Below are 14,510 nucleotides of genomic sequence, written 5' to 3' on the forward strand. Positions count from 1 at the left end.
TCTACGTTGTCAAGCCGCTTGGCTCTGGCCTGAGCCAGAGGTCGCGTCGCGATACCAGTACTCGAGCGTCAGCACATGCCACAGATGCTTGGAGAAGTCCCGCTGCCCGGCGGCGTCCTCGGCGACCATGCGCGCCAGCGCGTCGCGGCGCAGAAACCCGGAGTTGACGAGCACGCCGTCGTTGACCACCTCGCGCACCAGCGGTGCCAGGTCCCGGCTCATCCAGGCGCGCAGCGGGGCGCTGAACAGGCCCTTGGGCCGGTACACGATCTCCCGGGGAAGGATCGAGGTGGCCGCCTCCTTGAGGACGGCCTTGCCCTGTCGTCCGACGATCTTGCGATCGCCGGGCACGGCGAACGCCGCCTTGACCACCTCGACGTCCACGTACGGCACCCGCACCTCGGTCGAGGCGGCCATGCTGGAGCGGTCCGTGTACGTGAGGTTCAGGCCCGGCAGGAACATCCGGGCGTCGCTCAGGCACATGCGGTTGACGAAGTCGTCGAGTTCGTTGTCCTGGTAGATGTCCGCGTGCTCGGTCAACACGTCGTCGACCGTTCCGGCCAGGTCCGGATTGACCAGGGCGAGCAGTTCGTCCTGGTCGTACATGGTGTAGCTGCGCCGGAACGCGGTCTCCTCCGGCAGGTCGGCGAAGGAGAGGAACCGTTTCGCGAACCGCACCGACCGGTACCCCCGGCGGGCCGTGGCGACCGGCAGCCGGTCCACGGCCGCGGACAGGCCGCGCCGCAAGGGCCGCGGGACGCGCTGGTAGCGCAGCGCAAGGAGGTTGGCCAGGTGCTTGCGGTAACCGGCGAACAGCTCGTCGGCGCCCATCCCCGAGAGCATCACCTTGACCCCGGCCTCCCGGGCGGCCTCGCAGATGAGGAACGTGTTGATCGCGGCGGGGTCGCCGATCGGCTCGTCCAGGTGGTACGTCATCTGTGGCAGCAGGTCGAGCACATTCGGAGCGATCTCGATCTCATGCAGGTCGACGCCGAACCGCTCGGCCACCTGCCGGGCATAGCGAAGGTCGTCCGGCATGGCCTCGAACTTGGCGTCCTCGGCGCGGAACCCGATCGTGTAAGCCGAGATCCCGGGATGGTCGCGGGCCGCCAGCGCGGTCAGGTAGCTGGAGTCGAGACCGCCGGAGAGGAAGGTCGCCACGGGTACGTCGGAGAGCAGGTGACGTCGAGTCGACTCCTCGACGATGGCGGCCAGGTCTGGCTGCTCGCCGCTCCGGGCCCGCTCCCGGCCCTCGGCGGCGACGTCCTTCAGATGCCAGTACCGGCCGCGCTCCACCCGGCCGTCGGGCCGGCACCGGAGCCAGCTCCCCGGCGGCAGTTTCTCCGCTTCGCGGAACGCGCACCGTGAGTCCGGCACCCAGTAGTACAGCAGCGAGGCCACCAGCGCCGCATCGTCGACCTGCAGCGATCCGCCGGTGGCGGCGGCGAGCGCCTTGAGCTCGGAGGCGAACACCAGGCCCGCACCGCGCCGGAGCAGGAACAGCGGCTTGATGCCGAGCTGGTCGCGGGCGAGCACCAGTTCACCGGTTCGCTCGTCGAAGATCCCGAACGCGAACATGCCGCGCAGCCGGGGCAGGCAGTCCGTGCCCCAGCGCCGCCAGGCCTCAAGCAGCACCTCGGTGTCGGAGGTACCGCGAAAGCTCACCCCAGCGGCTGCCAGCTCGGCACGCAACTCCGGCGCGTTGTACAGCTCGCCGTTGTATGTGAGGGCGAGGCCGCCCGAGACCATCGGCTGGGCGCCGGTCTCGGACAGGTCGATGATGGCCAGCCGACGGTGCCCGAGCTGCACTTCGCCGTCACCGACGGGGTGGCTGTACCGGCCCGCCCCGTCCGGACCGCGGTGGGCGAGGGTATCGGTGAGCCGGTCGGTCACGACCTTCCCGTCCGGCCATTGGTAAGTCCCTGCGATGCCACACATGTCCTACCGCGCTTCCTGGTCGTTGTCCGGGACCTGTGCGGCCCACATCGGCAGCCGCTCCGTCCGCCGCCGGCCCGTCCCGTTCTGCCGGGCCGGCCGCTCGTTTCGGCCGCGCAGCGCGGTGTGCAGCCCGTCCCACAGCGTGCCGTCGGTCCGGTCACGTGGATCGGGGTCGATCAGCACCACACCGATCACCGGAATGCGCTGGTCCGCGAGCTGCCGCGCCACGGTGTGCAGCCATGCGGCGCTGCCGTGCCCGGCACGCACGACGAGCACGGTCCGGGTGCCGAGGTACTGGAGGTCGGTCCACGCCGCGCCGGGCGCCACGGAGCCGACGCCCAGCCGGCGCTCGTGACGCGACACGGCCGCGGCACGCTCGCCGCTGACCACGGTTGGGTCTCCTGGCTTCGGGCGGCGGCCTGCGAGCTGCGGGCCGGGCAGACCATCGACGACGACCACTGGCCCCTCCGCCGCCAGCGCCCTGGCGACGTCCAGGGCGATCACGCTCGTCCTGCGCGCACAGCCCAGTTCCAGCAGCGACACCGGCTCCGAGGAGTCGCGCACGGTGCGGGCCAGGGTCCGGGTGAGCCTTATCCGTGCCGCCCGGGTCCGTCGGCGCTGCCACAGCCTGCCGGACCGGCGGGGCAGTTCCGCGATGACCGAGGCGCCCAGGTTCGCCGCGATGTCCCGGCGCAACACGGGGCGGTCCGCCACTACCGTGCCGACCGCGGCCAGCGCGAGCCCGAGGACGAGCCCGAGGACGAGCCCGATCGCGGCGTTGGTGACAGCGGCCCTGGGCAGGGAGTGTCGCACCGCGCGCGGGGCGTCCACGATCTGCGTGCCGGCGATGACCTTGGGCGTGCCGGTGCGCGCCTCCGCGGCGCGCTGGTCGAAATCGGCGATCCGTGAAGTGAGCGCGGCCCGGCGGGCGAAGAGCGACTCCATGCTCGCCGACGCCTTCGGGTCGCTCTCCGGCGATCTGTCTCTGATCGCCTTGTTGACCTGGCCGAGTTCCTTCTGCATGCGGTCACGCTGGTCGAGCAGGGCCTTGGCCTCGGCCGTCGCGGCCTCCCGCATCCGCCTCACATGGTCCGCGACGAACGCGTCGGCCAGCGCCTTGGCCCGGGCCACCGCTTCCGCGTCGCTGTCACCAGTCACATCGATCTGCAGCAGGTTGTTGGTCAAGCCGGTACCCCGGTAGTCCCGCATGAAGTCTTCCGTGTCTTCCGGGGACTTGAGGGACTGCAGGGCCTTGTCGGCGATCCGCGTGGTCCCCAGCAGCTCGACGTCGGTGCGGATCAGCGTTCCGGTGTCGTTCGGCTGGTCCTCCTTGTGCGCGACCAGCACCTTGGTCACCGCGGTCGGCGGCGGCGGCCGCAGGACCGCCACCGCCGCGCCGACCAGCAGCCCCAGCAGCGCCACGGAGTACCAGAGGCGGCGGCGCCTGCGCACCGCCACCACCAGCGCCTGCAGGTCCAGCAGCGGAGTGGCGGCCGACGACGCCGCAGTCTTGCTCGTCGTCACACTGAACCTCCCGTCGCGTGGCCGCGAACCGCGAGCGCCACAGTGGCCTCGTCCGCAGGACGGCCGGCAGTCCGCGTCGGACGGGCTCGGACCGTGCCGGCGACGACGATGCCGACGACCTCATGCCCTGCGTCCGCACACGCCTCGGCGATGTCGGCGAGCTCCTCTGCGGTCCAGTTGCCCGCGCTGAGCACGACCAGGGCACCGGACTCGGTGTCGCGGTCCGGCACCAGCGGCCGGGACACGGAAACCCCCACCACCCGCAGCACCGGGTCGTTCTTGGCCTCGGCGACGAGCTGCCCGGCGGCCCTGCGGGCGATCTCGTCGCCGTCCGGTACGACAACCAGCAGCCGCCGGGGGGTCGGCAGCTGGTCCCGGAGGCGAGCGCACACCCGCCGGTAGCGGATCTGTCTGCCGGCCTCGCCGCCGGACGGCTGCGGGGTCGGTATGTCCCACCGGGCGTCGACGTCCAGCAGCCAGCGGATCCAGGCCCGCGGGTCACGGCCTTGTGGCCGGTGCGCGGGCCGTTCACCAGGCACGTCGACGGTACCCAGCAGCGCCGAGCCCAGCGCCGCGGCAATCTCCGGTTCGGTGCGCAGTCGGCGATTCACCCGTGCGGCGGCGAGATGGCCGATGACCGCGAGCAGGAAGAACAGCAGCGCCCCGGCGACGAGGAGCTGCATCCTCGTCGGAGCTGCCTCGCCGGTCGGCCGGGCCGCCGGCCCCATGACGACCATGTTGGCCTTGTTGGTCGCCGGGTCGGCCTCGTCCAGCTTCTTCATGGCCTCCTGCAGCGCGCTGCGCAGCTGCTCGAGCTCGGTGCGGGCCTGCACGCTCTCCACGGTCTGCCCCGGATCGGCCGCATTGGCCAGCTCGGTGATGCGGCGGTTGGTCTGCGTCACCTTCTGCCGCAGTGCCTCGGGCCCCGCCGCCGCGTCGGGGTCGGTGCTGTCGCCTGCGAGCCGCGCGGCGAATGTGACGAATTGTTGAGCCACCTGGTCGGAGAGCTGCTGCGCGCGCTCCGGGGTGTCGGCTGTACCCGAGATCTTGATGATGTTCCCGTCGGCGGCCTTGGCGCTCACTCGATCCCGCAGCTCGCCGCCGCTGACGCCCGTCCAGTCGAGCGTGGCGGCCGCGCGGTCGACCACCGCCGAACTGGTCGCGATGTCCACCTGAGTCAGCAGCCCGCGCTCGTCCCACTGCCCGGGCAGCAGTACCGATGCCGACGCCGTGTAACGCGGCGGGATCAGCACCGAGGTGCCGTAGCCGACGAGCGCGCCCACCACGGTGAGGACGGCGAGAAGCCGCCACCGCCGACGGAGAATCCGCCCGATCGTGACCAGGCGGATCGTGTCATCGCTCAACGGCGCGGCCTCTTCCCTGTGCGGACCGGGTCGCCCGCCGACACCGGAGTGTGGTCACGGCACGCAGCGGCGTAGGCGGCGAGCAGCGATCGCTGGGAGTTTCGCCAGGAAAGCTGTCCGCTGATCCGCTCCTGGCCGATCTTGCCCATCCGGGCCCGCTTCTCCGGATCGTCGAGGAGCAGCGTGATGAGCTTGGCGAACTCGGCCTCGTCGTTGGCGGGAGCGTAGACGGCGGCGTCACCGGCGGAGACTCGCGCCTCCCGGAGGTCGAACGAGACGATCGGCCGGCCCATCACCATGTATTCCAGGACCTTGTTCATGGTCGACACGTCGTTGAGCGGATTGCGCGGGTCGGGGGACAGGCACACATCCGCGGTGGACAGGTAGCGCACCAGGTCGGCGTCCGGGATGCGACCGGTGAACTGCACCTGATCCGAGAGCCCGAGCCGCCGGGACAGCTCCACCATTGCGTCGAAGGCGTCGCCGGCGCCGACGAACACCGCGTGCCAGTCGGTCCGCCCGAACTCGTCGCGCAGCTTCGCAAGGGCCCGCAAGGCGTAGTCGACACCGTCCTGCGGACCCATGACACCGAGATAGCACAGCAGATGAGGCTTGCCGCTCTTCAACTCCGGCTCGGGCGGCACCGGCTGGAACCGGTCGGTGTCGGGCGCGCTGCGCACCACGAAGACGTCCTCCGGCCGCCGACCGCCACGGCGCAGCGCGACGTCCCGGTAGCTCTCGTTCGTGGCGAGCACGACGTCCGCGGCCCGGTAGGTCCGCCGTTCCAGCGCGCACACGGCGCGGTACAGCAGATCCTTGCCGCGGTCGAACCGGGAGAGGTACAGCTCGGGCACCAGGTCGTGCTGGTCGAAGACGAACCGCGCGCCGCGCCGCTTCAGCCACAGTGCCGGCAGGAACAACAGGTCGGGCGGGTTGCAGGCGTGGACCACGTCGACCGGGCCGACCTTGCGGGCCAGCCGAACCGTATGCCACAACGCCGATCCGTACTCCCGCAGGTAGCCGGCCGGCCCTCCGGTGGCAGCGCGCAACGGGTAGCGGTGGATCCGCACCCCGTCGATCTCCGCCTCCGCCTCCGTGTCCCGCTTTTCCCCCCGGGGACAGATGACGTGCACCTCCCAGCCCGCGTCGCGCAGTGTCGTGCACTCCTGCCACACCCGCCGGTCGAACGGCACCGACAGGTTCTCTACGAGGATCAGCGCGCGCCGGGACGGCCCGGCGCCGCTGGTTGTGTCACCAAGCAAGGCCCACGTACCCAGGTTCGGCCCGGCGCGCCTCGGCGTCGGGAAGGTGGATGAGGTCGACGATCACCGGGCCGTCGCCATGGGGCAGCGCCGACAGCACGGCCGGATCCCTGCTCCCGACGAGGCACACCTCGGCATGCTCGAGCACCTCGTCGACGGACTCTGCAAGCAGCTGCGCGAGGTGCGGCAGCCGGGTCTCGATGTACTCGCGGTTCGCGCCGAGCAGCCGGGAGAGGTTCACGTTGGGGTCGTAGATCCGCAGGTCGTAACCCTTGCCGAAGAGCCTCTCCGCCAGCTCGACGAGCGGGCTCTCGCGGAGGTCGTCGGTGCCGGGTTTGAAGGACAACCCGAACAGGCCCACCCGACGCTTTCCAGTGCGCTCGACCAGTTCCACCGCGCGCTGCAGATGGTCGGAGTTGGAGGGCAGCACGTGGGCGAGGATGGGCACCGAGACGTCCGCCCGCCGCGCCGCGTGGACCAGGCTGCGCAAGTCCTTGGGCAGGCAGGAGCCGCCGAAGGCGAAGCCGGGCCGCAGGTAGGCGGAGCTGATGTTCAGCTTGCGGTCGGCCAGGAACACGTCCATCACCTGGTGCGAGTCCACCCCGAGCGCCTGGCACACCGCGCCCAGCTCATTCGCGAAGCCGATCTTGAGGCCGTGGAACGCGTTGTCCGCATACTTGATCGCCTCGGCCGTCGGGATCGGCACCCGGAACACCTCGCCGGGCAATCCGTCGTACAGCGCCGCCACCACGTCGCCGCTTGCCGGGTCGAGCTCGCCGATGACGGTCTTGGGCGGGTCGAAGAAGTCCCGCACGCTGGTGCCCTCGCGCAGGAATTCCGGGTTGACCGCGACGCCCAGGTCCACCCCGGCCGTGCCGCCGACGTACTTCTCCAGGATCGGTACCAGCAGGTTCAGGCAGGTGCCCGGGAGCATGGTGCTGCGGAACACGACGGTCTGCCGCCCACCCCGCTCGGCCAGCACGGCGCCGATCTGCTCGGTGACCCGCTCCAGATACGTGGTGCACAGGCTGCCGTTGGGCTCCGACGGCGTGCCCACGCAGACCAGTGAAATCTCGCTGCCCATGATCGCCTCGCGGACGTCGCCGGTAGCGCGTAACGCTCCGGTCCGCACGACCTCGGCGATGAGCTCGCCGATCCGCTCCTCGACCACCGGGGCCTTGCCGTCGTTGACCAGGTCGACCTTCACCTGGTTCACGTCCACCCCGATGACCTCGTGACCCATGCTGGCCAGGCACGCGGCCGACACACAGCCCACGTAGCCGAGCCCGAAAACGCTGACCTTCATGACCCGTCCCTCTCCCCAGGCAGGCCCTTTTGGCCTGCGGTCCGCGCGCCGGCCGGCCAGTTGAGCCGCAGCCCCCCGCGCATCAATAGGCCCCCTGCCCATGGAGCACCGCACGCAGCGTCTTCCACAAGATCACTGTGTCCAGGGCGAGCGACCAGTCCTCCACGTACCGCAGGTCGAGCCGGACTGCCTCCTCCCACGACAGGTCGCTGCGTCCGCTGATCTGCCACAGGCCGGTGAGCCCGGGCTTGACCAGCAGCCGCCGCAGGATGTCCGGGCCGTACGCAGCGGACTCCTCCGGCAGCGGAGGCCGCGGGCCGACGAGCGACATCGATCCGGTGAGTACGTTGAAGAGCTGCGGGAGTTCGTCGATCGAGTACCGGCGCAGCACTGCTCCCACCCGGGTCACCCGCGGATCCCGGCGGAGCTTGAACAGCAGGCCGGCGCCCTCGTTGCGGTCGGCCAGCGCGGCACGTGCCCCGTCAGCCCCGGCGACCATGGTGCGGAACTTGAGAATGGTGAACTCGCGGCAGTCCTTGCCGACTCTGCGCTGGCGGTAGAACGCCCCACCCCGACTGTCCACCAGCACGAGCAGCCCGACGAGCACCATCAGCGGCGCGAACAGCATCAGCAGGATCGCCGCGCCCATCCGATCGACGACCTCTTTGATCGCCCGGCGACCCCCGGTGAAGGTCGGCATACTGACCCGCAGCATCGGGATCCCGAGCACCGCATCGACGTGCAGCCGCGGGCCGGCCACCTCCATCAGCACGGGGGCCACGACCATCTCGGCATCGCTGCCTTCGAGATTCCAGGCCAGCCGCTGCAGCCGCTCCGGTGACCAGTGCGCGTCCGGCGTGACCGCGACGACACGGTAGCCGTCGCGGCGCACGTGGCCCGCGACGTCCGTCAGTCGGCCGACGACCGGCACTCCGTCCAGTTGGTCACCGTCGAGCCCGAGACCGTCCGTCGTGCACACCGCATCCACCCGCCAGCCGAGGTGCGGGAACTTGCGGGTTCGGGTGATCAGGTCGCGCAAGGTGGCCGGGCTCCCGGCAGCGAGCACCGGTCTCAGGCACTGTCCTTCGTTCCGCTGTTTGTGCAGCCCGAGGCGGAGCAGATACCGCGCGGTCATGGTGACGAGCGCGATCGCGGGGATCGCGACGAAGATCCAGAGCTTGATGTTGCGCGAGGTGAGGGCGATCCCGCCGAGCGCCAGTACGACGGTCGCCGTGAACAGTGAGCGTCCGAGCCGGCGGAATTCCTCGGCGCCCTGGCCGAGCACGGCCGGAGCCCACGACCGGCTCACCGCAAGCGCTCCCAGCACCAGCAGCTCAGTGCCGAATGCGAGAATTCCCCACTTCTCATGCCAGTTGGCCGCGTCCCGGGCCCCGAAGAAGTTGCCGATCGCCGCCACCACCAAGGCGGTGACCACGGTATCGCTGGTGATCACGGTACGGCGGTACCGCTGCTCCCAGTCGTTCACGGGCTGGCTGATTGCCCCATTCCCCAGACGCCCGCGCGCCGACGGAATAGGGCCGACTAATCCCCCCTGCCGCACAGAACCCCCCCGGTCCCCAGTGGTTCGACGTGTTCGCCTAACACTGTTCCTCCCCCCGGGAGGCCCCCGCCCCCCGCACGCTTCCGCCCCTCGGGAGGCCCATCGCCCCCCGCGCCGCGCTGTTCCTCCTTGCGGTAGGCCCCCGCCTCCCGCGCATGACATCCCGGCTACTTCAGCGCTACTTGAACAACCCGCCCTGGCGGCAGCGGACTCGCATGTCCTGCCAGACTCTCGAGGTGCGCGGGAACCCGTAGAAACCTCGGGTGCTCCCCACACCCGAAGCCCCCTCTCTCGGGCTCCAAGAATTGATCACCCCCACGTCTGGCACCGGGGACGCGACTGCTGGCTTTCCGTAGTGCCGGACTTAAAGATCATTATTGGTCGCCTCGTGCCCCCCGAGCAGTTGAAGCACGGTCAATCTAGACCAACGGGGCCTGTATGTAGAGGGGATGTGTGTAACTTGTGCTCAAGCTTTGAGGCTGGACCCACCGACCGGTGCCGTGACGTCATCGCGCGCTCCAGAGGCGCACGACTTGAGCGTGTCGGTGTTCGGCGACATGTTCAAGGGCGCGCAACCGCCTCAAGGTCCGGGTGTGGGCCGCGATGGCGGCCCAGGCGCTGATGGAGGGGTCGCGTCAAGAACGGCCGGTGCTCGAAGTGCGGGGCAAGCTTGATCAATATTTGTGACGCTAAACAGGGCATGAATGAACTGGGGGTTTATCCCGCGGGGATCAGTTGCACATCTTTCCGATGACGTATCACGTGGAGCGCGTCGCGATCCTTGAACCCATTACAAAGGGCCCCTGACCTGCCGGTCAGGGCAGTGTGCATTATGTGCGCTGTGTGCGCTGTGTGCGTTACGGGCGATATCTTGACGCTCGTGATGCACGTTGACGCACGCCGTCAGCGATGCCTGACGAGTCGTCAGTCATGGAAGGGTGCCTCTCGCAGCAGGTTGTGAACCTGCTGCGAGAGGCACCCTTTTTGATTCCATCTCCCGAACGACCCCGACCTGCGGAAACGTGCATTCTTCGGCTCCTGACCTGCGGTGGAGCGTCTTTCATAGCCTTTCAGCGTCATGCCGTGTTGCACAGCCGATTCTCCCCACGCACTCCCCAGTGCCGTGGCAATCTCGCCAGATTCTCCCAGTGAGCCCTGTTGGGAGATGCCGCTGAGCGTGATCTCGGCGTGTTTCAGCGGTCGGCAGCGGCGGGACCACCGTGCAGTGGATCGTGAACGACTCGTCGTCGAAATTCAGTTCGCGTACCACGGGCTCGGAGCTCATGCCGGGATTCTGCCGCCCGGCAGGCTCCGGGCTGCGGGATTCCCGGTGCGGTAGTGGACGTACTCGCGCTCCAGCCGGAAGCCCGCCGTCCAGGCCAGCAGGCGGCTGGGACGGTTGTGGCGCGAGCAGGACCAGCTCGCGGTTCGGCCGCGGGAGGCGATGTCCACGCAGAGAGCGGTGACGCAGGACAGGGCCAGGTGTCGGCGGCGATGGTCCGGGGCGGTGGTGCAGGCGATGTCCTCGTACGCGCTGCCGAGGAAGTACGTGCAGGCCACGGCGAGGGCCGTGCCCTTGTGGAAGGCGGCCCAGCCGAGCCCGGAGGCGGCGAGGCCGGCAGGACCGCCCCAGCTGCCGTGAATCCAGGCCGTGTCCGAGCCGAGGGCGGCCAGCGCCGGGGTGTCCTCCGGATGCAGTCGACGCACCGTCACGCCCCGCGGCGGGCGGGGTGCGGGCGCGGGTGCGCGGTGCACGTAGACCATGCGCTCCCACGGGTCGATCCGGTCGAAGGCGGCACCGAGGACGGGCAGGAAGCGGGAGGGTGCCTCGATGTAACTGCCGGAAAGCGGGGACAGGGATTCCGGGGACAGGGCGCGCGGATCGCCGCGCAGCAGTGCATGGTCCCCGCAGGCCACGGCGACAGCCTGTGGCTGGACGGCGCGGTCCGCCCACCAGTGTCCGGTTCCGGTGGTCAGGACGTGTTCGGCCAGCGCCGCGGGGCCGGTTGCCCCGGCGGGAAACCAGCGGGTGAGGGCGGGGAGATGGGGCGGCAGAAGCTGGATCACGGGCAGGACACCACCTGAATCGGGTGCGGGGGCGGCCCTGACGGGGGCCGCCCCCGCGGCGATAAGGAAGGCAAAGGAGTCAGCGCCGGCCTGCCTTGCGGCCGTGGTTGGCCTTCTTCTTGCGGCGGGCCTTCTTCTTGCGTGCGCGCAGGGACATGCCTGTTTCCTTCAGGTGTTCTGGCGGACGAGCAGGGAAGCGAGCTTGTTGAGGCGCTTGACGGTGCGCGGCTCAGTGGCGGACGGGGCCGGGTCGACGCGCTTGTCGCGGTCGTAGTAGGCGCCGTTGACGATTTCGGTGGCCGGGTCGCACAGCCGTACCACGTGGGCGGCGCCCTCGGCCGGGGTGGCGCCGTGGTGGGCGTAGAGCGGGAGCAGGGCGGTCTCGCAGATGCCGGGGTGGACGGAGACGGCGGTGACGCGCGGGTCGGCGGCGAAGACGGTGAGCGCCAGCTGTGCCTGTGCGTAGGCGGCGAGCCGGGAGTAGCTGCGGGCTCGGTTGGGGTCGTTCCACTGGATGGAGGCGGTGCGGTGCAGCGAGGAGGAGACGCTCACGACGCGGCCGCCGGGCTCGCTGGTGAGGGCGGGCTCCAGCAGGCCCGTGAGCAGGTAGTGGGCGAGGAAGTTGACCTGGAAGGCGATCTCGTTGCCGTCCGCGGTGACGGTGTGCCGCTCGGGAGCGGCCATGCCCGCGTTGTTGACCAGTACGTCGAGGTGCGGGTGCTCCTCGACGATCCGGTGGGCGAGGTGCTCGACCTCCTCCAGGCGGGTGAAGTCGGCGGCAAATGCGCACAGGAGGGGCGCGTCGATCCCGGCGGTGGCGATGAGCTTGTCGGTCGCGGCCTGCGCCTCCTCGGCGGTGCGGCCGTGGACGAGGACGGTGGCGCCGCGCTCGGCGAGTTGCCGCGCGGTCTCCCAGCCGATGCCTGAGGTGGCTCCGGTGACCAGAACGGTCCGTCCGGACAGGGATGCAGAAGGCATGATCAATTCCTGGAAACGGGCGCGGCGAGCAGCCCCGGAATCCCCGGACAGGGGGACGCTGGGACATCTGCCGTGCGAAGGGGTGGTGAGTGCGTACGTACGGCTCGTCAGCGAGCGGGGCGTACGCGTGAGAAAACGGCCGCCGTCAGACGGCGGCAGGCGAGTGCGTCACCGCACCGGCAGGTGAGCTGCGCGCAGGGCCGGCGGCACCGTACTCGGTGGCCGGTCGTCATGGCGCAGGCTGCTGTTCACATCGTCCATCCAACTGGCCTGCAGGCATGGACTCAAGGGCCGCGGACGGTCTTTGACGGGGCTCTGACGTCTCAGCCCAGACCTGGAATCGTCGAGACGAGCAGGTCGATCAGCTTGATGCCCAGGAACGGCAGGACGAGGCCGCCCAGGCCGTAGACGGCGAGGTTGCGGCGCAGCAGGTCGTGCGCAGATGCCGGGGTGTAGCGCACTCCGCGCAGGGCGAGCGGTATCAGCGTGACGATGATCAGGGCGTTGAAGATGATCGCGGAGGTGATCGCGGAGGTCGGGCTGTGCAGGCCCATGATGTTCAGTGCTTCGAGGCCCGGATAGGCGCCGGTGAACATCGCGGGGATGATCGCGAAGTACTTCGCGACGTCGTTGGTGATCGAGAAGGTGGTCAACGCGCCTCGGGTGATGAGGAGTTGCTTGCCGATCTCCACGATGTCGATCAGCTTGGTGGGGTTGGAGTCCAGGTCCACCATGTTCCCGGCCTCCTTGGCGGCCGAGGTACCGGTGTTCATGGCCACGCCGACGTCCGCCTGCGCCAGCGCGGGCGCGTCGTTGGTGCCGTCACCGGTCATCGCGACGAGCTTGCCGCCCTCCTGCTCCTGCTTGATCAGCGCCAGTTTGTCCTCGGGGGTGGCCTCGGCGAGGAAGTCGTCGACACCGGCCTCCTGCGCGATGGCACGCGCGGTCAGCGGGTTGTCGCCGGTGATCATCACCGTACGGATGCCCATCCTCCGCAGCTCCGCGAACCGTTCGCGGATGCCGTCCTTGACGACATCCTTGAGATGGATGATGCCGAGCATCCGAGGACCGTCCCAGTCGTGGACGGCGACCAGCAGTGGCGTACCACCGCTCGCGGCGATCGAGTCGGCCCACATGCCGGCCTGGGGCGGGACGACTCCGCCGCGCAACTCCACCCAGTTGATCACCTGGGCAGCCGCGCCCTTGCGGATGAAGCAGGCCGCTCCGTTGTCCCAGCGCAGATCGATCCCGCTCATCCGGGTCTGGGCGCTGAACTCCACGAACAGGGCGTTGCTGAGCTCCCCCTCGGCCGGAGCCCGCAGCCCGTATTTCTCCTTCGCCAGGACGACGACGGAGCGGCCCTCCGGTGTCTGGTCGGCGAGTGAGGAGAGCTGAGCGGCGTCCGCGAGGATCAGCTCGTCGACACCGGGCAGCGGGACGAAGCCGGCAGCCTCGCGGTTGCCGAGGGTGATGGTGCCGGTCTTGTCGAGGAGGAGGGTGTTGACGTCGCCCGCGGCCTCGACCGCGCGGCCGGACATCGCGAGCACATTGCGCTGGACGAGCCGGTCCATGCCGGCAATGCCGATCGCCGAGAGAAGCGCGCCGATGGTGGTGGGGATCAGGGTTACCAGGAGGGCGACGAGCACGGTCGTCGACTGGGCGGCATTGGCGTACGCGGCCATCGGCTGGAGCGCCACGACCACCAGGACGAAGACGATGGTCAGCGCGGCCAACAGGATGTTGAGGGCGATCTCGTTCGGGGTCTTCTGCCGCCGCGCGCCTTCGACGAGGGCGATCATCCGGTCGATGAAGGAGTGGCCGGGGCGCGAGGTGACGCGTACGACGATCCGGTCGGAGAGCACCGTCGTACCGCCCGTGACTCCGCTGCGGTCGCCGCCCGACTCCCGGATGACGGGGGCCGATTCACCGGTGATGGCGGACTCGTCGACCGCCGCGATGCCGTCGACGACATCACCGTCGGCCGGGATCAGCTCGCCCGCCTCGACCAGGACGAAGTCGAAGAGATGAAGGTCGGTCGCGGCGACGGCCTCGGTCTCGGCACGGGCCAGATTCGTCCCGTACTGCCAGTGGCGCAGCCGCAGTGCGACGGTGTCCGTGCGCGCCTTGCGCAGCGACTCGGCCTGTGCCTTGCCCCGGCCCTCCGCCACTGCCTCCGCGAGATTGGCGAAGATCACCGTCAGCCAGAGCCAGACACTGATCACCCACGTGAACACGGACGGGTGGAACAGCGCGGACAGCGTGGTGAGCACCGATCCCGCGGCGACGACAAACAGCACGGGGTTCTTCACCAGGGCCCGCGGATGCAGCTTGCGCAGCGCCTCCGGAAAGGACTTCACCAGCTGTACGGGATCGAAGAGGCCACCCGGCCGGGTGCGCCGGTGGGGCGGCCGAGGATTCGGCCCACTCCCTGGAGTCCGGCCCCTCGGAGCCGTCGGGGCCTGCTGAGGGGCAGCGGGAAGCATCGTGGAAGACCTTCTGATGGGACCGGA

At 69.8% G+C, this 14,510-nt stretch carries 9 protein-coding genes; all 9 read right to left on the minus strand.

Annotated features, from left to right (window positions below):
* Window positions 1-9: 9 nt before the first annotated feature.
* The 9 genes from asnB to kdpB all read right to left on the minus strand — a co-directional run bounded on the left by asnB (window position 10) and on the right by kdpB (window position 14,483).
* On the minus strand, window positions 10-1,938 hold the full coding sequence (gene asnB, locus OG883_RS16880) for an asparagine synthase (glutamine-hydrolyzing) (protein ID WP_266540923.1): 1,929 nt from the start codon (window positions 1,936-1,938) through the stop codon (window positions 10-12).
* Between the two features lie 3 nt (window positions 1,939-1,941).
* The gene (locus tag OG883_RS16885; protein ID WP_266540925.1) at window positions 1,942-3,462 is read right to left on the minus strand and encodes a Wzz/FepE/Etk N-terminal domain-containing protein; all 1,521 of its coding nucleotides are present in this window, start codon (window positions 3,460-3,462) and stop codon (window positions 1,942-1,944) included.
* Window positions 3,459-4,826, minus strand: a complete 1,368-nt coding sequence (locus OG883_RS16890) for a Wzz/FepE/Etk N-terminal domain-containing protein (RefSeq protein ID WP_266540927.1) — start codon at window positions 4,824-4,826, stop codon at window positions 3,459-3,461. Before OG883_RS16890 ends, OG883_RS16885 begins: the two co-directional genes overlap by 4 nt.
* Window positions 4,823-6,088, minus strand: coding sequence for a glycosyltransferase family 4 protein (locus OG883_RS16895; RefSeq protein WP_266540929.1), 1,266 nt, complete (start codon window positions 6,086-6,088; stop codon window positions 4,823-4,825). The genes OG883_RS16890 and OG883_RS16895 overlap by 4 nt, the downstream gene beginning before the upstream one ends.
* Complete coding sequence (locus OG883_RS16900; protein WP_266540932.1) at window positions 6,078-7,394, minus strand: nucleotide sugar dehydrogenase; 1,317 nt, start codon at window positions 7,392-7,394, stop codon at window positions 6,078-6,080. Before OG883_RS16900 ends, OG883_RS16895 begins: the two co-directional genes overlap by 11 nt.
* A gap of 82 nt (window positions 7,395-7,476) precedes the next feature.
* The gene (locus OG883_RS16905) at window positions 7,477-8,955 is read right to left on the minus strand and encodes a sugar transferase (RefSeq protein WP_266540935.1); all 1,479 of its coding nucleotides are present in this window, start codon (window positions 8,953-8,955) and stop codon (window positions 7,477-7,479) included.
* A 1,281-nt stretch (window positions 8,956-10,236) separates the two neighbouring features.
* Window positions 10,237-11,022 carry a GNAT family N-acetyltransferase gene (locus OG883_RS16910; protein ID WP_266540938.1) on the minus strand — a complete coding sequence of 262 codons (786 nt, stop codon included), beginning with the start codon at window positions 11,020-11,022 and terminating at the stop codon, window positions 10,237-10,239.
* A gap of 168 nt (window positions 11,023-11,190) precedes the next feature.
* Window positions 11,191-12,000: an SDR family NAD(P)-dependent oxidoreductase gene (locus OG883_RS16915; protein WP_266540941.1), complete on the minus strand. Its 810-nt coding sequence runs from the start codon at window positions 11,998-12,000 to the stop codon at window positions 11,191-11,193.
* Between the two features lie 323 nt (window positions 12,001-12,323).
* A complete protein-coding gene (gene kdpB / locus OG883_RS16920) occupies window positions 12,324-14,483 on the minus strand; it encodes a potassium-transporting ATPase subunit KdpB (RefSeq protein ID WP_266540943.1) in 2,160 nt (719 codons plus the stop codon).
* Window positions 14,484-14,510: the final 27 nt, after the last annotated feature.

It is taken from the genome of Streptomyces sp. NBC_01142 (assembly GCF_026341125.1).
Lineage (GTDB): Bacteria > Actinomycetota > Actinomycetes > Streptomycetales > Streptomycetaceae > Streptomyces.